Source organism: Pontibacter korlensis, assembly GCF_000973725.1.
In the GTDB taxonomy this organism is placed as follows: Bacteria; Bacteroidota; Bacteroidia; order Cytophagales; family Hymenobacteraceae; genus Pontibacter; species Pontibacter korlensis.
The window spans coordinates 3,866,178-3,887,052 of sequence record NZ_CP009621.1; the positions used below are offsets into that span (position 1 = coordinate 3,866,178).

Genomic DNA, 20,875 nt, shown 5'->3' on the forward strand with positions numbered 1-20,875 from the left:
GTACAGTAACAGCTAGGTAATAAACAGATGCTGGTATTATGGGTACGATCATATTATTGGCAAATACAACTGCTGGTAAGTAAGCAATAGCCAGTTCCTTCTTCTTAAGCAGAAGGAACATTATAAAGACATAAGATAGTAGCTCTACTACTAGAAAAAATGCGCTCATGATCTACCTGTTTAATCCTTTAAACTAGTTGTATTATAAATAAATCAGTCATACTTGAATAGCTTGATGGAAGAGACTATTCTGATCAGCTCGGATCTGTTGTTTTTGTTTAGCCCTAGAAAATAGTATACTAGAAACGCCACTAGAAAAATGAGGGGCGTAAGGCCTGCCATTTCCAGTATACTAAGTGGTTTCATTGTTGTGGTGATGTACCCAGCTCCTGCGAGCATAGCTAAAGACACTAGCAATGGCCTGATTCTGGCTAGTATGGAGCTGGCAGAGGTATATTGAATCTTGCTGTGTATGAGATGTCTTTGCCCTATAAACAAAATTAATTTTCCTGCCAACAAGCTTATACAAAGGCCGGTTATCTGCAACTTGCCCACCAGGAAGAATCCAATCAGTATAAACAGAACACCGGCTGCAAGGGTTAATAAGACTTTATCTTTAAGATCAAGAGTTGCGCTAAGTATGTAAGCATCGTTCCTGATGAAGGTGTCTTGGATGACCATAACCATAATCAGTGTATTGGCAATGTTGCCTGCATACAGCTCTCCCCCAACCCATGCATTTAAAAAGGAGCTGTTTATTATAGTTATAGTAACGGCTGAAGCTGTGATGAGAAGAAACGTAATGCTGTTAATGTTTTCTAACACGTTTTTTAACTTGTCATACTCTTGTAGTCCTAACAGCTTTCCTATTCCGGGCAGTACTCCCATTACAATTCGGTTGATAATACCTTGAAATGCAGTCGGTAGAAACAAGGTGAGTGTGTAGTAGGTAACTGCTATTGGCCCAGCTATAAAGCCAAGTAATATTTTATCACTGTTGCCTAATAGAAGGCTGGCACCGGTATCGGCCAAATACCAGCCGCTCACCTTGCTGAAAATCTTGATCTTAGCAAAATTGGTGCGGCCAAACCCGAACCAGCTTACTGTTTTTTTAACTACTATATAATAGGTTATACCTATTATCAGTGTTATAACTAACTGCACAATAGCGAGGGCTATCAAACCATATCCCTGCGTTAGTACTAGCACTTTTAAACCGCCTCCGAAAGCTACAATTGCAGCACGCAATCCCATTCGTTTAAAAGCGAGATTCATCCCCCTTAAAACAGACTCGTACAGGTCGAATAGCTTTGACACAACAAGCGACAGGATCATTAGGGAACACGTAATTCTAACTAACGTGTAATATTCCTGTTCTACCTTTGTGATGATAGGGGCATACCATGAAACCACACTTCCGGCTATCAGGACCAGGGGCACAATAAGGCCTGTTATAGCAAGGGCGCTAGTTACATCGCTTCTTAGTTCCTCTTCATCTACAATGTCTTTTTTCTTGGCAATAGTCCATTTAAGCACTTGTGTTGCCCTTGTATCTGCAACTTTCGCATAGCCGCTCATCTGGCTTAGCATTTGCCAGACACCATACATGGAGTTGCCCAAGCCACTAACAATAAAAGGACTAACTAGAAAGCCAGTAAATTGGGTAACCACATAATCAATAATGTTTGTTAAAGAGTTGAGGTAAGCTCTCTGCTTTAAGTTCTCTTTTTTCTTAAGTGTTGGGGCGGCGGATACTACTTCCTGGTTCAAGGTATTTATAGAATTACTGGAGTGAAAACTTAACCTTTTCTGTACTATGTGTAGGGACATAGGTAGTCGGAGTAATACCACTATGCCTATGCATTAGCAGCAAGCGGTAACTGTTCTAATGTATAGTAGCTCGTGTACCAATCAGTAAACCTTTTAAGCCCAGCTTTCAAGTTAGTGTCGGGCTTATAGTTGAAGTTTTGAATAAGGTCATCTACGTTTGCCCAGGTAGCTGTAACGTCTCCATCCTGAATGCCTTTCATTTCTAGTACAGCTTCTTTCCCTAAACATTCTTCTATAGTTTTAATGAAGCTCATAAGCGCTACTGGCTTATTGTTTCCGATATTGTATATACAATATGGAGCAGTGGACCTTGACGGATCAGGTCTTTTCGCATTCCAGTTCTTGCAAGGCTCAGCAGGTTTATCCAACACATTTACTATACCCGTTACAATGTCGTCGATATAAGTAAAATCTCTTTTCATTTTACCATGGTTGAACACCTGTATAGGCTCACCATTACAAATGGCTTTTGTAAAAAGAAAGTAAGCCATGTCTGGCCTGCCCCAAGGACCATATACTGTAAAAAAGCGCAGGCCGGAAGTCGGAATTCTGTATAGATGACTGTAGGTATGAGCCATCAGCTCGTTAGCCTTTTTGCTGGCAGCATAGAGTGAAACAGGGTGGTCAACACAGTGCTTTACAGAGAAAGGCATCGTTTCATTCAGCCCATACACACTGGATGAGCTGGCATATACCAGGTGCTTTATTTTAAAATGCCTGCTAGCTTCAAGCACGTTCAGAAAGCTGACTAAGTTTGATTGTGCGTAGGCATCAGGGTTTGAGATGGAATACCGTACACCTGCCTGTGCCGCTAAATGCACAATAACATCAAACTGCTCTCGGTCACAAAGAGACATCAGGTCCTCCTTATCTTCTAAGTTCATTCTGATGAACTTATAGTTGGGGTGCTTCAAACTGGCTACTTCTTTGTTCCACTCCACCAATTCCTCACTTATGCCACTTTCAGCAAGCCTGGCAAACTTCAGGCTAGTATCATAGTAGTCATTAATGTTATCTAAGCCTATTACCTCATCTCCTCTGCTGAGTAGATGCTCCGCTAAATGGAAACCAACAAAGCCTGCGGTACCAGTGACTAATACTTTCATCCCTTTATTCTTTTGTTGAACAGTAAAACCTTTAGCTTAATCAACCTTTACAGCGCTTGATTTGGCAATCTCAGCATACAAAACATAGTTGAGAGAAGGAAGGGCAACCCGCACAGTGTTGTTTTTTACTGCGACTATAGTACCTTCTTTATCTAAAAAGGAACCTGCAGTCACCTTGATCTTATCTTCTACACTGAATTGAATTTTCTCTAGCTGTACATTCTGGTGCTCTTTCAGAAACCGCTTGATCGTCTCTATCTCCTCATCCTTGATTACAGCCGGCTTCCCAAGCCAGTTTACCATGCTGATAACCCCACTAGCTTTTTTTATTTCACTGATCTGCTTTTCAGCAATGCGCACAAAAACATAAGAAGTAAACAAAGGCGCATGCACCAACTTTTTCCTGTCGCTCCACTGTCGTGTTACTTTATTAAGAGGGCAGTAAGCGGTAAGGTTTTTTTGTGCCAGCGTGTCTGCTACTTTTTTCTCCCAGCGGGGTTTTGTGTAAACTGCGTACCACTTCTCATTTAATTCACTCATTGGAGTAGATCTGTAAAGTATGTAAGAATGCATGGCTTCGCCTACCTCAGTCACATGGTGCAACCGGGAAAAGCAGGTTTTGAAGGAGGGCAACTAGCAGAAATTATTCAGTAGCTGCCATTACAGTCAGGTATGTATGATAAGAGAGGTGCGGTGATTTTAGAGCCTGTATTTCAGGCTCTAAAGATTATGATTTTGTTGCGAGTTTTCTTGCCCTGTAGGTTTTATCACCATACTTGTTTTCGTAGCCATAGCCATAGCCGTAGCCGTACTGGCCCTTCACAAATCCTCTTGGTTTTACGCCATTGAAAACAATAGCTACATTACCCATAGATCGAAGTTTGTTGTTTTGTGATAAGCGCTGAATAAAGCTTTTTGGGGTATAGGCGTGCCTGATCACGAGTAGTGATATATCACAGTACTCCGACAGCAAATAAGCATCTGAAACAAGATCAACAGGAGGTGTGTCTATAATCACATAGTCATAAGACTCCTCCAGGTAGCTGAATAGCTCCTCCATCTTGCTGTTTAGCAAGAGTTCAGTGTGATCACCTATATCAATACCGGCGGGTATCATACTGAGATTGTCGAAGGAAGTGCTTCTTATAATATCCCTTGGATCCAGGTTGTCTTTAAGATACTCTATAATGCCTGTCTGATTAGCATTTTCGAACAGCACAGAAGTATTAGGGTTTCTTAAGTCAAAATCAAGTATAACTACCTTTTTGCCAGAAGAAGACAGGCTGATGGCCAAGTTTGTGCTCACAAAGCTTTTGCCTTCTCCTGGAATACTGGAGGTTACCATAATTTTGCGTCTGGTAAATGTTCGCCCATAAAGGCCCATGGTTACCCTTAGCTGCCTGAACTGTTCTACCTGGGCTACTTCTGCTGGTTGTAGCGGTAAGTTCTTGTCATGATTTTTTACAGTAGACAATTCAGCAACAATTGGGGCATTAAGATAGGCTTCAATTTCTGATCTGAAGAGAACTTTGCTGTGAAGCATCTCTTTGCCCGTAACCAGGGCAACTCCTCCTGCCAAAGCAAGTACAACTGCAGATAGGTATACATATAGTGCATTAGGGCTCACTGGTGTCTTTGAAGACTCAGCCATGTCTACTACCCTGATATCTTCAGCTGTAGGGGCATACGACAGCATGGTTTCTTCGCGCTTCTGCAGAAGGAAGCTATAAGCATTGTTTTTTATGGCCTGCTGCCGGCTAATTTCCAGTAGCTCCCTTTCTTTTCTAGGGATACTTTGTAGTACAGAGCTATATGAACTATTTGTTGAGGAAAGCTTGGAGCGGCTTGAGACTAAGTTGTCACGCTGGTTGCGGATGTTTTCTAATATACCTGGCCTTATACTTTCTATCTCTTCTCTTAAAGAAACGAGCAATGGGTTGTTTTCAGCGGTAGTTTTGCTGAGTTGCTGGTACTGTATTTCAGAATTATAAAGCTTCTGTAAAAGCTGTGACAGTACTGGGTCGCTTACACCCAAAGTTGAAGGAACAATACCCAAATCTTTATTTTTTCTTACAACGTACCTTTCTACATTATCTAGAACCGCTAGCTGCAGGTTTATTTCATTCAGACGACGGTCATTGTTATCTACGCTTTGGAGAAAAAGCTTCCCCTGTTCATTCAGGTTGACTGCGCCTTGTGTAGACTTGTATTTTACTATTTTGTCTTCCAGATTCTGTAGCTCTTTTTCTATCAGTTGAATACGCTCTTCTACAAAAGCTAAAGTCTGCGAAACAAGGGAGTTCTTTTCAGTTACCGCCGCTTTTTGGTACGCATGGATAAGAGCATTCAGAATGTCCTCACCTCTCTCCGGTACTTTGTCTTCCAGGTATAAATTTACAACGCTAGAAAGTTTGCCCGCCGACTCAATAAATATACTGCCGCTAAGCTGGTTAGCTGCCCTTGTAGGGCTTATGATGGAAAAATATAAGGGGTTGGTTGTGGTCGACGTCTGTTTTTCGTTTTCTGAGAAGAGCATAACGCCATAAGGTGTTTTCTCCCAGGTGCCGATAGAGTATTTCTTGCTGTCTATTATTACTTCTTTAGATGACTCATCATAAGTAAAAAAGATCATTGGGTTTTCAGTGGCTTTCTCCGGATCCTTTAGTGTAATAGTAATAGGGGAGGAGGTATAAGCAGGAACAGACCTCAGCTTTGTTTCCTCATAAACAGGAGCATACAGCTTAAGTTCGTTTACCACCTGGTTCATCAGTGCATTGGATCGTAACACATTCAACTCGTTCTCTACAATCTTGTTAGAGCTAAACGCATCAATAGATTCAGTAATTTTCGAGGCATTTACACCCTTCTCTTCATCCCTTATAATCAAAGAGGCGGTTATGGCATAGGTAGGAGTTGCGTAAAACTTAAGGTAGGCCCAAGCACCTGCAACTGATAAAATAAACAATACCACAAAGAGAGGCCAGAAAGGCAAAAACTTATATACCAGCGATGCTACCAAGTTATCCTCGGCATTAACCTTATTTTTATCCATAAACTGCTTGCTTTTATCTCGTTAAACGATCTATGCTAACTACTACTAATGTCAGAGAGCTAATTACAAGTGGAAGCCACTGCCTTGCAGCACCCGCGGAGGCTATTTTAGTCTTATTCGGCTCAACATAAACGATGTCATTAGACTTCAAGTAGTAATAGGGCGATTTAAATAATTCATCTGTTGTTAAGTCAATCCTAATCAGCTTTTTCTTTCCTTCTTCCTCTCTGATAAGGAGTACATTGTTACGACTGGCAAATATGGTTAGATCACCAGCTAAGCCTAGAGCCTCGAGCAGGGTTATCTTTTCATTAGGTACCGTCAGTACAGATGGGTTTGCTACTTCACCTAAAACCGATACTTTGTAATTTAGATAGCGCACATCCACAATAGGATCTAATAGCAGCTTTCTCCTGAGGAGCTCGTTTTCTATCCCATCTTTCAGTGCCTTTTTGGTTAAACCCGCTGCTTTGACTTTTCCTAACACCGGAAACTGAATAAATCCATCTTGGTCAACCAGATAGCCTGTGGCTGGTGCTACTGAGCTAGATGCACTTATACTTCGGATGTCACCTGTGCTGTTAACATTGAAAATTTGGGACGCATTTGGGTTGAGACTGCTGACAGAAATATTAAGGAGGTCATTTCTTTGGATAACCGGCTCAAGCTTCTCAGTTGCGCTACTAAACTCAGTGTTGCCTAAGTCACTAAAGTAGATGGCATTTTTTGTATTTGTGCAGGAGAACTGCAGGAGAATGACAAAAGGAACGAGGACTAATCCAAAAAATTTATGAACTCTCATACAAATATTATTAGGGTGGAAACTCTCAAATATTGTTTATTGTGTTAATTTTCTGGCATAAAATTAAATAGTGTTACGGTACTGTTAAATTGTAGTGTGGATAATCACAATACGGTTACATAGTAAATTAGTTGTTTTATATTTGTTCTAAATTTTACGCATATTGTCCTTGAATTATTTATAGAAGTAGCTGTTGGTGATGTTTCTGCTAAGTTTCGGAAGGAGTAGGGAGTGTTGGGTTTCTCTTCTTTAAGATAACTGTTGTAACTTATATTGAAAGATTACAGATAGTTAAGCTAACTATCTTGTCCTTTAGTTAGATGGAATATTGAATAACAAATAGTAACTTATACTGTGATAGAAGTTGTACTAGTATGAGAATAAAGAAGCCTCAGCCATTTTAGGCTGAGGCTTCTTTATTTTAGTAAAAAGGCTGAGGATTTCTGCGCTAGTGACAATTTACTTCTTAAAGCGATCAGCAACAACCAGCTCCTTAGTGCCGTGTGTCCAGGAGTAGAAACCTTGGCCTGACTTCACGCCTTTGTGGCCTGCCTGCACCATATTTACCAGTAGCGGACAAGGAGCGTACTTTGGATTGCCAAAGCCATCATGAAGTACATTCAGGATGGAAAGACAAACATCCAGCCCAATAAAGTCTGCAAGTTGCAGTGGCCCCATGGGATGAGCCATACCCAACTTCATGATGGTGTCTATTTCTTCAACACCGGCTACACCTTCATATAGAGAGTAAATGGCTTCATTTATCATGGGCATCAGGATGCGGTTTGCAACGAAGCCTGGATAGTCATTTGCTTCAGCCGGTATTTTACCTAGTTGTTTCGACAGCTCCATTACCTGTTGCGTAACTTCGTCAGTAGTTGAGTAACCACGAATTACCTCTACCAGCTTCATAACCGGTACAGGGTTCATAAAGTGCATGCCAATCACTTTTCCCGGGCGGCTAGTTGCCGAAGCGATTTTAGTTATAGAAATGGAAGAGGTATTAGAGGCAAGTATGGCTTCTGGCTTCGTAAAACTGTCAAGGTCGCGGAAGATCTTAAGCTTAAGGTCTACATTTTCTGTAGCAGCCTCTACTACTAAATCTGCATCTTTTACACCATCTTGTATAGTTGTGTGGGTGGTGATGTTGTTCAGCGTCTGCTGCTTTTGCTCCTCGCTCAGGTTGCCCTTAGTAATTATACGGTCTAAGTTTTTGGAGATAGTGGTAAGTGCTTTCTGCAGGGCTTCTTCGGAAATATCTACAAGTGAAACAGGGAATCCGTTCTGGGCAAATACGTGGGCAATTCCGTTACCCATTGTGCCAGAACCTATTACTGCAACTTTTTTCATAGGTTGATAAAGTATCTGTCTGTTTTATAAGTATACAAAGCTAGTAAGATTATACTTAAGCTACGGAAAAGGTGTGGTTTATCTTTAAAATATTATAAATGTGAATCAAGAACATTCACCCTTCTATAAGCTTGAAAAGTAGGAAAATGACAGAAACAGTGAAATGGCATGGGGGTAGAGTTTTGGTGTTTTATCGACGTAAACATTTGACCATTAAGCTTTTGGTTTAGTGGTGTTAAAGTGGGTAATATAAAAACATTACTATTGAAATAGAAAATAATTGTTAAATATAAATCCTTTGCTATAGAGCTTCGTAAAAGCTAAAAATTGAAAATGCAAAAAGGGTGGGTGGGCTTATAAACTACCTGCTCATTAAACTGAACACAAACAAAAACTATGGGAAATTTACTTTATATCATCGCCGTAGTGCTGGTGATTTTTTGGTTAATCGGGTTTATTGGGTTCCCGGATGCCGTTGGCGGAATAATTCATGTGCTGCTTGTATTAGCAGTAATTGCGGTGCTTTTGCGCCTCATTAGAAGTGCTTAACCCGCAGCAAATATTTACGTTATAAATAGAAAAATCAACTCAAACACTATAAATAGACAAAACTATGGGAAATTTATTGTATATTATAGCTGTAGTACTCGTGATCATCTGGCTCATTGGTTTCTTAGGATTCCCTGATGCTGTAGGTGGTCTGATACACATCCTACTTGTAATCGCAATTATTGTGGTACTTCTTCGCCTGATACGGGGCTGACAGTAATACTACTATAAAATAAAAGGGGCTGCCAAAATGAATGGCAGCCCCTTTTTTATACTTATACCTTTCTCTTACCTGTTTGTGAAGGGTATGTTGAAACCTATCCTAATTACAGGGTTACTGTATGGGTTGATAGGATCGTCATTACCGTTGTACAAGACAAGCAAGTCAAAAAAGCCTTTGGAGGAAATCCTCTGTCGATAGCCTAAGCCGACTAAGGGCATCGACAAACCAGTCCGGTCGGTCCGGCGCCTGCCAGTTACATCAAAGTATGGCACGGCTATACTTAAGCTTTCTATCTCGGCGTGTGCCAATACAGCTCCATCACCGATGTTAAACATCTCTAGCTGGCCAAATACACGGCCACCGTAGTGATGTAGGTTAAACCCGTCGCCACTTTCGTAGTGGTACACGCCGCCCACACCTGCATATAGCTTTGGAGTGATAGCATAGCTAATAGTCGGAAGCAACGAGATGGTAGTAAATGTACCGAACTGTAAACCAAAACTACCTCCAAAGTATAGCTTATCGATAAAGCGTAGCTGCTCTTCAGGCTGCTCCTCTTCTTTTTCATTGCGTTGAACCACTTCCGGCTGAGACTGTTCCTTTACCTTCGGCTGCTGCTGTGGCCTTTGTTGCTCTACAGGAGCCGGAGGCCCGGTAGGCAGTTCAGGTTTGCGGTACACCGTATCAGGTACCTGTGCAGCAGTGTCTGTGCTAGATAGCAGCAAGAACAACAACAGTGGCAATAAAACAAGTGTGAGGAGGCGCGCGTGCGTCAGCATGGTTCTGTCCAAATGGTTTAGCTTATACTACGGCTGTGGCATACATTTTTTTACGCAATTCTTTTATCGCCTCATCCGACAAGTACTCCTCATAAGTCATGCGCTTATCTATAATGCCATTAGGTGTTAACTCTATAATACGGTTAGCAATGGTATCCACAAACTGTAAGTCGTGCGACGAGAACAAGATAGTTCCATCAAAATCACGTAGCGAGTTGTTCAGTGCCTGAATAGACTCCAGGTCCAAGTGGTTGGTTGGCTCGTCAAATACCAGCACGTTACCGGACTGTAGCATCATACGTGAGAACATACAACGAACCTTTTCACCTCCTGACAGTACGTTTGCCTTCTTCAGAGACTCCTCTCCGGAGAACAGCATGCGGCCTAAGAAACCACGGATAAAGCTTTCATCTTTTTCCACTGAGTACTGACGCAGCCAGTCTACCAGGTTCAGGTCAGTATCAAAAAACTCCTGGTTATCCTTAGGGAAGAAAGAAGCGGTGATGGTTGTACCCCATTTAAACTCGCCACCATCTGCCTGCTCTTCTTCGAACAAAATCTTGAAGAACGATGAGGCGGCTAGGTCATTACGTCCAATCACAGCTATTTTATCACCTTTATCAACCATAAAGCTGATATCAGTGAAGATAGGCTGTCTGTCTACATACTTGCTCAGGTTCTCTACGTTCAGGATCTGGTTACCAGCTTCACGCTCAGGTTTGAAGGCGATGTACGGGTACTTACGAGAAGAAGGTTTGATATCCTCAACTGTTAGCTTCTCTAGTAATTTAGCACGCGAAGTAGCCTGCTTCGATTTAGAGGCGTTGGCGCTAAAACGGCGGATGAACTCCTCCAGCTCCTTACGCTTGTCTTCCACTTTTTTATTGGCATCAGAGCGCTGCTTTGATGCAAGTTGGCTAGACTCATACCAGAAGGAGTAGTTACCGGCGTACATCTGGATTTTACCAAAGTCAATATCGGCTACGTGTGTACACACGGCATCCAGGAAGTGGCGGTCGTGCGATACCACAATTACGGTATTAACGAAGTTGTCCAGGAAGTTCTCTAACCACATGATAGATTCAGCATCTAAGTGGTTAGTAGGCTCATCAAGCAATAGAATGTCTGGGTTACCGAACAGAGCCTGCGCCAGGAGAACACGTACTTTCTCGCTACCGCTTAGGTCCTTCATCAGGGAGTGGTGGAGGTCTTCGCTAATGCCCAGGCCACTCAAGAGTTCGGCTGCCTCGTACTCGGCATTCCAGCCTTCCAAATCAGCGAATTCGCCTTCCAGTTCAGCGGCACGAATACCGTCTTCCTCGTTAAAATCAGGCTTGGCATAAATAGCATCCTTTTCTTCCATAATGCCCCAAAGGCGCTTGTGGCCCATGATAACAGTTTGAAGGGCAGGGTACTCGTCATATTCAAAGTGGTTCTGCTTCAATACTGCAAGGCGAGCGTTGGCAGGAATTTCCACTGTACCGGTGTTAGGATCTATATCACCGGATAATATTTTCAGGAATGTTGATTTACCAGCACCGTTGGCTCCAATAAGGCCATAACAGTTGCCGGGTGTGAATTTGATGGTTACATCTTCAAATAATGTGCGCTTGCCATAAGACAGGCTGACATTGTTCGTACTAATCATAAAGGCTTAGGTATAAGTATGATGTTAGATTTGGCTGTAAAGCTACAAAATAAATATGTTGTTTGGCGTCCTCTATGCTTTTCGTGCCTATAAAGAATAGGTTAAGCTTTTTCGCATCTAATTAAGACACAGCCATTTTTGATCACTAATCTTAAAAAAACATGGCCAAACCACAACGCCACTGCACTAACTTAGGTATATAGTTTTAATAATATTCGACACCACATCATTGTTAATTGTGCGTAAGTCGGTGCAGGACACTTAGATATTTAACCATCAATAGTGCCAAACTGTTCATTTTAAGGTAATTGATTGATAAATCTTTAAACTAAAGTATAATATGGCATCTCCTAAGGTAACTTATCAGAAGGTCTCTATTAAGTATGGGATACTGGTAGGCATTGCCCACATAGCTTTCTTTCTGTTAATGTGGGCGCTTGGGCTTACAGACATTGTTGAGCTATCCTTTATTAGCGGAATATTCTTAGTTATCGGCATTTGTGTGGCAATCTCCAATTTCAAACGCGCTAAGAATGGTTTGATTGAGTATTTTCAGGGCCTGGCGATAGGGGCTACAGTGGGTGCGGTGTCTTCGGCATTACTGGCGCTGTTTCTAATGCTGTTTCTGAGCATAGCTGATCAGGAGTACTTAAGTACGCTACAGGCAAGTTCTTTATTCCCAGAGAGTCTCAGCCGATTAGTGCTGTTTGTCCTAACCATTGTGTATGGCACGGTACCTGGCTTATGGGTTGCATTTATTGCAATGCAATGGTTCAAACGGCCTGAGCATACTATGGCAGACTAAACCTTAAGAATACGAGTGTCGGTAGAAAAAATTGCATTCCTTAAACTACGCTAGCAACTATGGAAAAGATTGGCCTGAAGTACGGGCTATTGACAGCTGCAGGGCTTATGGCATACTTTTTACTGATGAAGCTGCTCGGACTAGTGCATATTGTAGAGCTACGCTTTTTGAATGGTGTAATTATGGCGGTGGGTATAGTGTTCGCCCTGAAGGCATATAAAAAGTTTGCACAGGGCCAGGTGGCATACTTCAAAGGCTTAGGTACAGGCCTTATAACAGCGGTAGTCGCAACTGTGTTGTTTGCCTCTTTCATGGTGATTTATGTTAAAACGGCAGGTGAGGCTATGATTGAAATGCTCTCAGCTGAACGTTACTTTGGAGAGCGGGTAGAGTCAACTCCTGGAGTCGTTATTTTCTCAGTGCTGATGCTGGAAGGCATTATTTCCGGGTTTATGATCTGTTTTATCGCCATGCAGTGGTTTAAGCAGCGACAGCACAAATTTCCAGGTGCACCCTAATCTGAATTACATATAGAAAGTAATCCTAAACAGAAGAGCCAGCTATCAAAATAGCTGGCTCTTCTGTTTAGGGGCTGATGTATCTTTACTTAACGATGCTGTCCGGGCGTTGAATAACTTGTACCACTACCTCATGGAGATCTCCTTCCTTGTCTTCAAGCTTAAAAATAACCATAGGGTTGTCTGCATCATGAATTGATTTCGTGTCTATAACCCGCTCACCCTCATCTAGCTTCGTTTCTACTTGTTCTGTTAGCTCTCTTATGGCTTTTGCGAAATTCACTTCCAGTTTACTGGGGTTGTAAAATCTTGTCCTCATGTTATAAAAGTTATAAAGGGGCCTTTAAAATTGAAAAGTGCCGCAGTTGTACGTGCAAAAAAGTCCTATTAAGGATTCTATATATTAGGTATACCTCATAAAGAAGGTATTGTTGCGAAAGAAAGCGGGTATTTAGTTAAAGAATGCTCCTTGAAGACTTGTAGAGCAGATGCTTCTTATTGTTAAAAAAAAATTCCAAATAAATAACAATATAATATAATAAATACTGAATCTTCTTAAACTTCTGTAGAAGTTGTACGTTAAACAGGCTAAAGAATAAACCTAACTTAAGATTTACGTGCAACACATTTTACAATGAAAAAATCTTTACTATTACTTGTAATGCTGTTGATAGGCTCAGCGAGCTATGCCCAGCGTCTGCATGTTACAGACGATGCCCTGGATATAGCGGTGCTGTCGATGGAGGTGGATGGACCGGCAATGGCAAGTATGGAAATGAGGCAGGAGCTTAACCTGACAGAGGAGCAGTATACACAAGTGGCTCAGCTGAATCAAAGCCGCTACCAGCAACTGCAGCAGGCGGAAGTTACTTTTGCCCATGACCCATCTATGAGAAACAGAGAGTTCATAAACATACACTCCAAAAATGACAAAGAGCTGAAGGCAGTATTAACGCCACAACAGCTTAGGGAGTACCAGGAACTGGAAGGTAGGATGCACCTGCAAATGATATCTGAAAAAGAGGAGTAATAACCTTTGATAAGCAAAACACAAAAGCCCGAACTATTCGGGCTTTTGTGTTTCTACAGGTTTATAATAAGTGATTTCTGATACCTTACCTAAAGAGTTTATCCTTACCTGCACCCGGTTTGCCTCCGACAGCTCGTTACGGCTATCACATTGGGTGCCCGGCTCTATGTAGTAAAAATAGATGCGCTGGCTTCTCTCCATTAGTTCCTCACTGTCTGGCTTGCCCAGTACATTTCGGACTACGTATTCTTTCTTGCCATACAGTTCCTTCCTGATCTGCTCGAAATCATCTACCAAGGCTGCTCGCTGATTTTGGCAGGCATCACGGTCATCTTTCCAGGTTTTGCTGTCAAAGCCTTTCATGCTATCCGGGGTGGAGCAGGCGCTCAGTAGCAGTAAACCTAGCAGCTGTGTTTTTATTTTTGGTGACACTATCTTCTTCATTTGTTGACATAAAGTTGCAGCAAGAACTTTTGCCACACAAGGTAATGCATAAAAAACATATGGTGGATTGATTATAAGATCAGCTTATTGGCATACGTTTATGTAGGTGTAAGTGGCTGAGGGTCTTTGTTTTTACCCGCAAACAACCCTGCAATAGACAGGTACAGGAGGAGGGAAAAAGCCTCTGGTGGAACAATTTCCACGGAAATGCATGTTGCTAAAACGAACTCATATACAGAAAGCTTAATCTAAACTTATGATAAGAGTGTTCTTAACTGCTATCACCCTTGGTCTACTTTCTTTTACTTCACCTGCTTCAGAGCAAACTTCAGATGCCCCTGCTATTCTCGTTGCAGGGGCTGAGAGTGTTGCATTTAATGGTGCAAGTGCAGCAGAAGCTAAAGTAGCAGCATTTAATAATCACGTACAGGAGCTGTATCAGGCAGCAGGCTTAAAGCAAAAAGGATTGTCTTATGAAGTCTTCGAGAAGGCTATGGTAGGCTTTCAGAATTTTAAGCGTCTGCGAATGGTCTCCTCAGAAAGATCAGTGCTTTCTGTGGTTGATTTTACCAAGTCTAGTGCGCAAAAGCGGCTATGGGTAATTGATTTAGAATCAAAGAAAGTACTTTATAATACTTTGGTTGCGCATGGCCGTAACACAGGAAACGATAAAGCTACTAAGTTTTCTAATGTTCCGAATTCTAACATGAGCAGCCTGGGTTTCTACTTGACTGATGCCACTTATTATGGCAAGCATGGACTTTCGCTTCGGTTAGATGGTATGGATCAAGGGTATAATTCTAATGCCCGTGAAAGAGCTATTGTGGTGCATGGTGCAGATTATGTAAGTGAGAGTTTTGTGAAGCAGTATGGTCGTTTGGGCCGCAGCCTTGGATGCCCCTCAGTGCCTAGTGAGGTTTCTAAAGACGTTATAGAGACTATCAAGGACAAAACAGTTCTTTACATCCACGGAAATGATACAAAGTACGCTTCCCGTTACCTGGATAACGGCCAGGCTGTAGAGTTTTATGCCTCTGAGGCAGGAGCTGACGTTATTAATATCTGAGTAAGAACATTCAATATAGAAAAAGCCATCTGCTAGACTAATAGCAGATGGCTTTTTTGCTTATACAGGTTATCAATTTTAAGCCTCGTCTTTGGTTGTTTTGATCAGGTTAATTCCAGAGAAAAAGAAGATCAAACCAACCAAGAACGGAACGACAGAGGTGTATTTACCTATCACACCGCCATCACCTCCCATAAGGAAGGCATAGGCACCCCAAATGATACCTACAATACCTAGTAGGGTAAGTATGGTGCCAAATGTTCTCTTCTGGTTCATAGTTATATTAATTAGTTATACTCTTTGCGGCTCATAGCCCCGAGTATGTGATAGTACGGGATTTGCCGCATAAAGTATAAACATTGTCGTATATATTACTTCCTGCCCAGGTCTTAGTCTTCTTCGTATCGCTATACAACCAGCTACTCTGCTTGCACGTTTTCCATGTACACAGCACCTTAGTTTGTGCTATGTAAGCTATATACAACACCATTTATAGATGAGAGCAATTATAAAATTTATTATAGCCATACTGGTGGCTGCCGTCTCGCTTGTTACCTACTGGTGCAGTTCTGAAACAAACGAGTTCACAGGGGAAGAGCAGCGGGTAGACATGACGGTAGAACAAGAGATTGCGCTTGGCTTGCAGGCAGCGCCACAGATGGCGGAGCAGTACGGAGGGCTGCACCCTGACCAGGAGGCTGCCCAAGAAATCAAAGCAATTGGTCAGCGACTGGTGGATATTACCAGAGTTAAGGATACACCGTACCAGTTTGATTTTCACTTGCTGGCAGACGAGCAAACTGTGAATGCTTTTGCACTGCCAGGAGGGCAGATATTTATCACTGCTGGTCTGCTAAAGCGGCTTGAGTCAGAAGGGCAGCTGGCAGGGGTGCTGGGGCATGAAATCGGGCATGTGGTAGCACGGCATTCGGCACAGCAGTTAGCAAAAGCCAAGCTTACACAAGACCTGACTGGTGCTGCTGCTATTGCCACCTACGATCCAGAAAACCCTGCCAGCCGTTCGGGTGCTGCCGTGGCGGCCATGATAGGGCAGTTAGTGAACATGAGTTACGGTAGGGATGATGAATTGGAGTCAGATAAACTGGCTGTACAAATTACAGGGGCAGCAGGCTACGATCCTCGCGCAATGATTGAGGTGATGCGCATTCTGGAGGAAGCAAGTGGTGGATCTCGTGGTGGTCCAGAATTTTTACAGACTCACCCAAATCCTGGGAATCGGGTGGCGCGGATAGAGTCTGCCATTCAGGAGGAGTATCCGGAGGGGCTGCCAGAAGGCTTAATTCAGTAGCTAGAAAACAGAAAAGCCCTGCCAGTTAAATTCCTAGGCTTAACTGGCAGGGCTTTTCGATTTACTGCTTTCACTTACCTAGGTCTTACCCTTACTTTCTGCCATTTTTTGCGTAACACAACCATCAGCACATAAACAATAGAATGAACTTGAACAGGCACAAGAACCTGCTTTTCGTGTTAAATCCCATTGCCGGCGATATAGACAAAGAGGACCTGAAAGAGGATATTGCCGCCATATGTAAAGAGCATGAGATTGAGCAGGAAATTTATCCCACTACTGGAGATAATGATAAGAAAGCACTTAAAAAGAAGCTACAAGAAAACTTATACGATGGTGTATATGCCATAGGAGGGGACGGTACCGTAAACTTGGTAGCCTCGCTATTGATTGGTACCACCATACCACTCGGTATTGTGCCCATGGGCTCTGGCAATGGCCTCTCGAAAGATCTTGACATACCGCAGGATACAGAGGAGGCGCTACAGCTGATTCATACAAATGTTATTCGCAACATCGATACCATCACACTTAATGGCAAGCCATCCATACATCTGAGTGACCTTGGCTTTAATGCCTGGGTGGTAAAGCAGTTTTGCGAGGGCGACACACGTGGGCCAGGAGCCTATGCCTGGATTGCGCTACAGGAGTACCTTGGGTATGAGCCAAAGAACTATCGCATCGTGACAGATGCAGATACCTTTGAGGGCAAGGCATTCATGGTTACTGTTGCCAACGCAAATGCCTGGGGTTCTAACGCCAGCATCAACCCAGATGGTATCTTAAACGATGGAAAGTTTGAAATCTGCCTGATAGAACCTTTCCCCAGAACAGCCAGCATAGGCATACTATACAAGCTGTACACCGACAGCATAGATACCAGCGTTTATACCCGCATTCTTAAGTGTAAGCGTGCCACCATATACAACTTCAATAGGGAGGTAATGCATATTGATGGAGAGCCTGTTGAGACTGCTGAGGTAATAGAGGTGGAAATGCATCCCAAGAGCCTCAAGGTGATACTACCTGTGCCGGAACAAGATGTTTAGCTTCCTGCAGCTATGCGGGTTGAGGAAAATCCTGCTTAGCGAAGTTCTGAACTGTTGTACTTACTTTTTTACGGAAAGCAACCTGACCGCCTTCATCTGTGTCGGAAACAACACGGCACTCAATCCATACTTCTCCGTTTTGGTAGTAGTTTAATACAAAGAAACCCAGTTCTTCGAGAGTGAAGGTGGCTCTACCTCCTTTTTTTACAAAGGCAGTTTTACTGCCAGAGCCGCTCACAATGTAGTGGTTGCCCTGCACCTCAAAGTGCTGCAGGTTATGGTCGTGCCCTCCCGCATATATGATGTTGTTGTAGCGATGAAAGATGCGGAGAAGGCGCTTGCGCATACGTTTATACTTGCGGTGCGACATATCTTCGTAGGCCCCAAACATCTTTCTATAAAAAGGGTAAAGTGATCCAAATAAAGGCAAAGGTATAAGGAAACGCTTATGCAGCGCTGTTAGTGGAAAGACATGCTGTTTTATAGTAAACTTGCCTCCATGCATGGCATTACTGTACAAAGGATGATGCGCTGCTATAAGTACATGCTGATGGGTATTGCGCTTTAGTAGCTTATTGAGGCGCACAAAAAACTCTTCTATATCAGTATAAGGACAATCATACTTGCTGCCTAGTGGTTTAAACCCCCTTTGAACAAACCATTGTGTATTGATGACCACCAGTAGCAGGCCTGCTGCAAGCTGTAAACTGGTAGGGCCGGGGCAGCCTTTTGGTGGTAGGTAACTGTGAGTTTGGGGCAGGTGCTCCTGCACGTACTGCTCCTGCCTGAGCATTTGTTCGTAGCCACCTTCACGACCTTTAAACCAGTCATGGTTGCCGCTGATAAATATGCCTTGCCCGGAGTAACATTTTACACTTTCAATTAGCGTATCTAATCGTGCCTCAGCCAGTGCACGGTGCCGGTTGCCTGTCTCTGGAAGTCCAATAGGATAGAGGTTGTCTCCCAGGAAGATCATAGAGCCTTTGTCTTGCGCCTCCAACTGCCATTGCCTTACAAGCTGCAGAACAGGATCAGTGCCATCGGTTGCTACAGCGCCTATATCTCCGATTAGCGCAACCGAGTGCACCACCTCCTCCTGTGCGGGAGGGTTTTGTCTTTGCCATCCTACATCAGAAAGTTTATAGAAAGGTTTGCGCCTGTACCTGCGCTCTTGCCAATAGTTAAAGGCAAGGAAAGAGAGTGTGAGTACCGGGATTATTATCAGAAAGTATACCAGCATAAACTATAAACAGCCGGGCGCTTAAAAGTTTGGGGGTGTCAGGTTCTTAAAATGGCCATTCAGGCGCACGCGCTCTTTCAGCTTCTCAGTTTCCAGCACAACAGGCAACACCTGCTGCAGGTGCAGCAAAATTGCTTCCTGCCGGTCCTGCTCGCTTAGTAGCTGCAGTAGCGTATATTCCTGCTCTGTGTTCAGGCCTAGCTGGTGCGCTATGTCATAGCTCTTAAAGTCTTCAGGAAGCTCCATGTACAGATTGCCTAAGCCAAGTACATCATAAAGCTTCTCCAGGTTTTCCCTGATTTTTAGCTTAGTGATGACGTCTTCGTCGTACTTATTTTCTACTATCTCTACGTCACCACCGGCATATAGCCGGCCAGGTGCCATCTTATCAAACTTTAAAATCTTAAAAATGTGTAATCCTTTGGTGCGGATATCCATCTCGCCGTTATCATACTTTTTTTCTATGTTCAGGATCTCCACTTCGGTGCCATAGAGGCCCACGCCATTCTGTATGTAGGTTGGTATACCAAATGTTTTGCCTTCTTCCACACAATCCATTACAAGCTGCTTGTAGCGGGGCTCAAAAACATGCAGGTTCAGCTTCTCATCCGGAAAAACCACAATGCTTAACGGAAATAGCGGCAGATACTTTTTCATAGGTATATAAGGGTTGTAGGGGTACGTGCTATAGCCTAAGTTGCAAAGCTCTTTTACATAATAGCCCTTAATTTTGAAGTTTTAAGTGTGGGCATCCTGATACAAGCTACCGTTTAGCTAAGGCTTGTTGTTTACCCTACGCTTACAAAGGCTGTTGCGTTGGGCACACAAGCTGTTGAGGCTAGGAAAATATCCTAAACTGCTTACCTTTGCGCCCAAAAGAAAAAGCACAGGAATGGCTAAAAAGCGATTGGGGTTGAGGCAGGTGAAGCTGATTGTAATAAAGCTAATGCTCAGCCTTTTTCTAATAAGCGTGGCATGGGTACTGGTATACCGCTGGATAGCACCACCGGTAACACTGCACATGATCCAGCGTAGGGCCGAAGCTGGTGCTGCCGGTAAAGAAAACCCCGGGATAAAGTATAAGTTCGTCTCTCTTGAGGAGATGTCGGAGCAGCTGCCTTTGGCTGTGATTGCCTCTGAAGACCAAAAATTTCTGCAGCACAGTGGCTTTGATTTTGATGCCATATCGGATGCTTTTAAGCGCAACCGCAAAGGAGGTAAAATCAGGGGCGGTAGTACTATCAGCCAACAAGTGGCAAAAAACGTTTTCTTATGGCATGGACGAAGCTACCTTCGAAAAGCTGTAGAAGCTTATTTTACGGTGCTGATAGAAGTACTCTGGGGTAAGCAGCGCATTCTGGAAGTATACCTAAACATTGCGGAAATGGGCGACGGCGTTTTTGGTGTGGAGGCTGCCTCACAGGAATACTTTAAGAAGCCTGCCAAAGAGGTGGGACGGCAGCAGTCGGCGCTGTTGGCGGCAGTATTACCCAATCCAATCAGGTTTTCAGCAAAGAATCCTTCTGGCTACGTTTATACCCGCCGTGTGCGGATTGCCCGTGCCATGGGGCGTTTGGGTGGATCCAACTATATAAAAGAAATTTTACCTCAGACTGATGAAGAATAAGTTGCTATACTTTTTGCTGACACTCTCCCTATCAGGCTTTTCAGCTTGCAAGAGTAGCCAAAGCTCCAGTACAGTTGCTCAGGCTAATTCTGAAGTAAGACAGGTGCTGGAGGAGCAGGCAGCTTGCTGGAGCCGTGGCGACCTAGCGTGTTATATGCAGGGGTACTGGCAGTCTGATTCCCTCTTGTTCATTGGCTCGCGTGGCCTTACCTATGGTTGGCAGCAGACGCTGGACAACTATAAGCGTAGCTATCCTGATGTATCTGCCATGGGCAAGCTTAACTTTGACCTGAAAGAGTTTAGACAACTGTCACCAGAAACTATGCTGGTAGTAGGAAAATGGCACTTACAGCGTGAAGCAGCTAAAGGAGATCTGGAGGGCCACTTCTCTGTAATCTTCAGAAAGTTTCCTGAAGGCTGGAAGATAATTGCCGACCACTCGAGTTGA

The 20,875-nt window shown here is 43.2% G+C and carries 23 protein-coding genes; 10 read left to right on the forward strand and 13 right to left on the reverse strand.

Going from position 1 to position 20,875, the window contains the following annotated elements:
* Positions 1–213: 213 nt before the first annotated feature.
* From PKOR_RS16595 to PKOR_RS16620, 6 genes are all read right to left on the reverse strand, one after another.
* Positions 214–1,770, reverse strand: coding sequence for a lipopolysaccharide biosynthesis protein (locus PKOR_RS16595; protein WP_046314594.1), 1,557 nt, complete (start codon positions 1,768–1,770; stop codon positions 214–216).
* A gap of 86 nt (positions 1,771–1,856) precedes the next feature.
* The gene (locus PKOR_RS16600) at positions 1,857–2,936 is read right to left on the reverse strand and encodes an NAD-dependent epimerase (RefSeq protein ID WP_046312214.1); all 1,080 of its coding nucleotides are present in this window, start codon (positions 2,934–2,936) and stop codon (positions 1,857–1,859) included.
* 36 nt (positions 2,937–2,972) lie between these two features.
* Positions 2,973–3,476, reverse strand: a complete 504-nt coding sequence (locus PKOR_RS16605; protein ID WP_046314595.1) for a UpxY family transcription antiterminator — start codon at positions 3,474–3,476, stop codon at positions 2,973–2,975.
* A 187-nt stretch (positions 3,477–3,663) separates the two neighbouring features.
* The gene (locus tag PKOR_RS16610) at positions 3,664–5,988 is read right to left on the reverse strand and encodes a GumC family protein (RefSeq protein WP_046312216.1); all 2,325 of its coding nucleotides are present in this window, start codon (positions 5,986–5,988) and stop codon (positions 3,664–3,666) included.
* Positions 5,989–6,001: 13 nt separating this feature from the next.
* The gene (locus PKOR_RS16615; protein ID WP_046312217.1) at positions 6,002–6,790 is read right to left on the reverse strand and encodes a polysaccharide biosynthesis/export family protein; all 789 of its coding nucleotides are present in this window, start codon (positions 6,788–6,790) and stop codon (positions 6,002–6,004) included.
* A gap of 459 nt (positions 6,791–7,249) precedes the next feature.
* Positions 7,250–8,140 (reverse strand): 3-hydroxyacyl-CoA dehydrogenase family protein, encoded by an 891-nt coding sequence (locus PKOR_RS16620; RefSeq protein WP_046312218.1) that lies wholly within the window; start codon positions 8,138–8,140, stop codon positions 7,250–7,252.
* A 396-nt stretch (positions 8,141–8,536) separates the two neighbouring features.
* Between PKOR_RS16620 and PKOR_RS24825 the strand changes: the two genes are divergently transcribed.
* Both PKOR_RS24825 and PKOR_RS24830 read left to right on the forward strand, forming a co-directional pair.
* Positions 8,537–8,689 carry a lmo0937 family membrane protein gene (locus PKOR_RS24825; RefSeq protein WP_148561732.1) on the forward strand — a complete coding sequence of 51 codons (153 nt, stop codon included), beginning with the start codon at positions 8,537–8,539 and terminating at the stop codon, positions 8,687–8,689.
* 64 nt (positions 8,690–8,753) lie between these two features.
* The gene (locus PKOR_RS24830; RefSeq protein ID WP_115566706.1) at positions 8,754–8,903 is read left to right on the forward strand and encodes a lmo0937 family membrane protein; all 150 of its coding nucleotides are present in this window, start codon (positions 8,754–8,756) and stop codon (positions 8,901–8,903) included.
* A 74-nt stretch (positions 8,904–8,977) separates the two neighbouring features.
* Here PKOR_RS24830 and PKOR_RS16625 read toward each other — a convergent pair whose 3' ends face one another.
* Entirely contained in the window at positions 8,978–9,703 is a 726-nt protein-coding gene (locus tag PKOR_RS16625) for a hypothetical protein (protein ID WP_235336662.1), read from the reverse strand.
* Positions 9,704–9,713: 10 nt separating this feature from the next.
* Positions 9,714–11,339 (reverse strand): ABC-F family ATP-binding cassette domain-containing protein, encoded by a 1,626-nt coding sequence (locus PKOR_RS16630; protein WP_046312220.1) that lies wholly within the window; start codon positions 11,337–11,339, stop codon positions 9,714–9,716.
* A gap of 340 nt (positions 11,340–11,679) precedes the next feature.
* Here PKOR_RS16630 and PKOR_RS16635 point away from each other — a divergent pair, with 340 nt between their 5' ends.
* Together PKOR_RS16635 and PKOR_RS16640 are read left to right on the forward strand one after the other, a co-directional pair.
* Complete coding sequence (locus PKOR_RS16635) at positions 11,680–12,144, forward strand: DUF4199 family protein (protein WP_046312221.1); 465 nt, start codon at positions 11,680–11,682, stop codon at positions 12,142–12,144.
* A 59-nt stretch (positions 12,145–12,203) separates the two neighbouring features.
* Positions 12,204–12,662: a DUF4199 domain-containing protein gene (locus PKOR_RS16640; protein ID WP_046312223.1), complete on the forward strand. Its 459-nt coding sequence runs from the start codon at positions 12,204–12,206 to the stop codon at positions 12,660–12,662.
* A gap of 85 nt (positions 12,663–12,747) precedes the next feature.
* Here the strand turns inward: PKOR_RS16640 and PKOR_RS16645 are convergent, their stop codons facing one another.
* On the reverse strand, positions 12,748–12,981 hold the full coding sequence (locus PKOR_RS16645; RefSeq protein ID WP_046312225.1) for a hypothetical protein: 234 nt from the start codon (positions 12,979–12,981) through the stop codon (positions 12,748–12,750).
* A 315-nt stretch (positions 12,982–13,296) separates the two neighbouring features.
* Here PKOR_RS16645 and PKOR_RS16650 point away from each other — a divergent pair, with 315 nt between their 5' ends.
* On the forward strand, positions 13,297–13,692 hold the full coding sequence (locus PKOR_RS16650) for a hypothetical protein (protein WP_046312226.1): 396 nt from the start codon (positions 13,297–13,299) through the stop codon (positions 13,690–13,692).
* Positions 13,693–13,725: 33 nt separating this feature from the next.
* Here PKOR_RS16650 and PKOR_RS16655 read toward each other — a convergent pair whose 3' ends face one another.
* On the reverse strand, positions 13,726–14,136 hold the full coding sequence (locus PKOR_RS16655; RefSeq protein WP_046312228.1) for a hypothetical protein: 411 nt from the start codon (positions 14,134–14,136) through the stop codon (positions 13,726–13,728).
* A 256-nt stretch (positions 14,137–14,392) separates the two neighbouring features.
* On the opposite strand from PKOR_RS16655, the gene PKOR_RS16660 reads away from it, so the two are divergent.
* Complete coding sequence (locus PKOR_RS16660; RefSeq protein ID WP_046312229.1) at positions 14,393–15,202, forward strand: murein L,D-transpeptidase catalytic domain family protein; 810 nt, start codon at positions 14,393–14,395, stop codon at positions 15,200–15,202.
* A gap of 78 nt (positions 15,203–15,280) precedes the next feature.
* Here PKOR_RS16660 and PKOR_RS16665 read toward each other — a convergent pair whose 3' ends face one another.
* Entirely contained in the window at positions 15,281–15,478 is a 198-nt protein-coding gene (locus tag PKOR_RS16665) for a hypothetical protein (RefSeq protein ID WP_046312231.1), read from the reverse strand.
* Between the two features lie 220 nt (positions 15,479–15,698).
* Between PKOR_RS16665 and PKOR_RS16670 the strand changes: the two genes are divergently transcribed.
* Together PKOR_RS16670 and PKOR_RS16675 are read left to right on the forward strand one after the other, a co-directional pair.
* Positions 15,699–16,511, forward strand: coding sequence for a M48 family metallopeptidase (locus PKOR_RS16670; RefSeq protein ID WP_046312233.1), 813 nt, complete (start codon positions 15,699–15,701; stop codon positions 16,509–16,511).
* Between the two features lie 143 nt (positions 16,512–16,654).
* Positions 16,655–17,560 (forward strand): diacylglycerol/lipid kinase family protein, encoded by a 906-nt coding sequence (locus PKOR_RS16675; protein WP_046312235.1) that lies wholly within the window; start codon positions 16,655–16,657, stop codon positions 17,558–17,560.
* A 10-nt stretch (positions 17,561–17,570) separates the two neighbouring features.
* Here PKOR_RS16675 and PKOR_RS16680 read toward each other — a convergent pair whose 3' ends face one another.
* Both PKOR_RS16680 and PKOR_RS16685 read right to left on the reverse strand, forming a co-directional pair.
* On the reverse strand, positions 17,571–18,800 hold the full coding sequence (locus tag PKOR_RS16680) for a metallophosphoesterase (RefSeq protein ID WP_046312237.1): 1,230 nt from the start codon (positions 18,798–18,800) through the stop codon (positions 17,571–17,573).
* Positions 18,801–18,821: 21 nt separating this feature from the next.
* Entirely contained in the window at positions 18,822–19,457 is a 636-nt protein-coding gene (locus tag PKOR_RS16685; RefSeq protein ID WP_046312240.1) for an LON peptidase substrate-binding domain-containing protein, read from the reverse strand.
* A 235-nt stretch (positions 19,458–19,692) separates the two neighbouring features.
* Between PKOR_RS16685 and mtgA the strand changes: the two genes are divergently transcribed.
* Both mtgA and PKOR_RS16695 read left to right on the forward strand, forming a co-directional pair.
* Entirely contained in the window at positions 19,693–20,427 is a 735-nt protein-coding gene (mtgA, locus tag PKOR_RS16690; RefSeq protein WP_046314597.1) for a monofunctional biosynthetic peptidoglycan transglycosylase, read from the forward strand.
* Positions 20,417–20,875: a YybH family protein gene (locus PKOR_RS16695; protein ID WP_046312241.1), complete on the forward strand. Its 459-nt coding sequence runs from the start codon at positions 20,417–20,419 to the stop codon at positions 20,873–20,875. The genes mtgA and PKOR_RS16695 overlap by 11 nt, the downstream gene beginning before the upstream one ends.

Coding starts and splice junctions, on each gene's coding strand:
- PKOR_RS16600 (WP_046312214.1), bottom strand. CDS start 2,936: ATGAAAGTATTAGTCACTGGTACCGCAGGCTTTGTTGGTTTCCATTTA.
- PKOR_RS16605 (WP_046314595.1), bottom strand. CDS start 3,476: ATGAGTGAATTAAATGAGAAGTGGTACGCAGTTTACACAAAACCCCGC.
- PKOR_RS16610 (WP_046312216.1), bottom strand. CDS start 5,988: ATGGATAAAAATAAGGTTAATGCCGAGGATAACTTGGTAGCATCGCTG.
- PKOR_RS16615 (WP_046312217.1), bottom strand. CDS start 6,790: ATGAGAGTTCATAAATTTTTTGGATTAGTCCTCGTTCCTTTTGTCATT.
- PKOR_RS16620 (WP_046312218.1), bottom strand. CDS start 8,140: ATGAAAAAAGTTGCAGTAATAGGTTCTGGCACAATGGGTAACGGAATT.
- PKOR_RS24825 (WP_148561732.1), top strand. CDS start 8,537: ATGGGAAATTTACTTTATATCATCGCCGTAGTGCTGGTGATTTTTTGG.
- PKOR_RS24830 (WP_115566706.1), top strand. CDS start 8,754: ATGGGAAATTTATTGTATATTATAGCTGTAGTACTCGTGATCATCTGG.
- PKOR_RS16630 (WP_046312220.1), bottom strand. CDS start 11,339: ATGATTAGTACGAACAATGTCAGCCTGTCTTATGGCAAGCGCACATTA.
- PKOR_RS16635 (WP_046312221.1), top strand. CDS start 11,680: ATGGCATCTCCTAAGGTAACTTATCAGAAGGTCTCTATTAAGTATGGG.
- PKOR_RS16640 (WP_046312223.1), top strand. CDS start 12,204: ATGGAAAAGATTGGCCTGAAGTACGGGCTATTGACAGCTGCAGGGCTT.
- PKOR_RS16645 (WP_046312225.1), bottom strand. CDS start 12,981: ATGAGGACAAGATTTTACAACCCCAGTAAACTGGAAGTGAATTTCGCA.
- PKOR_RS16650 (WP_046312226.1), top strand. CDS start 13,297: ATGAAAAAATCTTTACTATTACTTGTAATGCTGTTGATAGGCTCAGCG.
- PKOR_RS16655 (WP_046312228.1), bottom strand. CDS start 14,136: ATGAAGAAGATAGTGTCACCAAAAATAAAAACACAGCTGCTAGGTTTA.
- PKOR_RS16660 (WP_046312229.1), top strand. CDS start 14,393: ATGATAAGAGTGTTCTTAACTGCTATCACCCTTGGTCTACTTTCTTTT.
- PKOR_RS16665 (WP_046312231.1), bottom strand. CDS start 15,478: ATGAACCAGAAGAGAACATTTGGCACCATACTTACCCTACTAGGTATT.
- PKOR_RS16670 (WP_046312233.1), top strand. CDS start 15,699: ATGAGAGCAATTATAAAATTTATTATAGCCATACTGGTGGCTGCCGTC.
- PKOR_RS16675 (WP_046312235.1), top strand. CDS start 16,655: ATGAACTTGAACAGGCACAAGAACCTGCTTTTCGTGTTAAATCCCATT.
- PKOR_RS16680 (WP_046312237.1), bottom strand. CDS start 18,800: ATGCTGGTATACTTTCTGATAATAATCCCGGTACTCACACTCTCTTTC.
- PKOR_RS16685 (WP_046312240.1), bottom strand. CDS start 19,457: ATGAAAAAGTATCTGCCGCTATTTCCGTTAAGCATTGTGGTTTTTCCG.
- mtgA (WP_046314597.1), top strand. CDS start 19,693: ATGGCTAAAAAGCGATTGGGGTTGAGGCAGGTGAAGCTGATTGTAATA.
- PKOR_RS16695 (WP_046312241.1), top strand. CDS start 20,417: ATGAAGAATAAGTTGCTATACTTTTTGCTGACACTCTCCCTATCAGGC.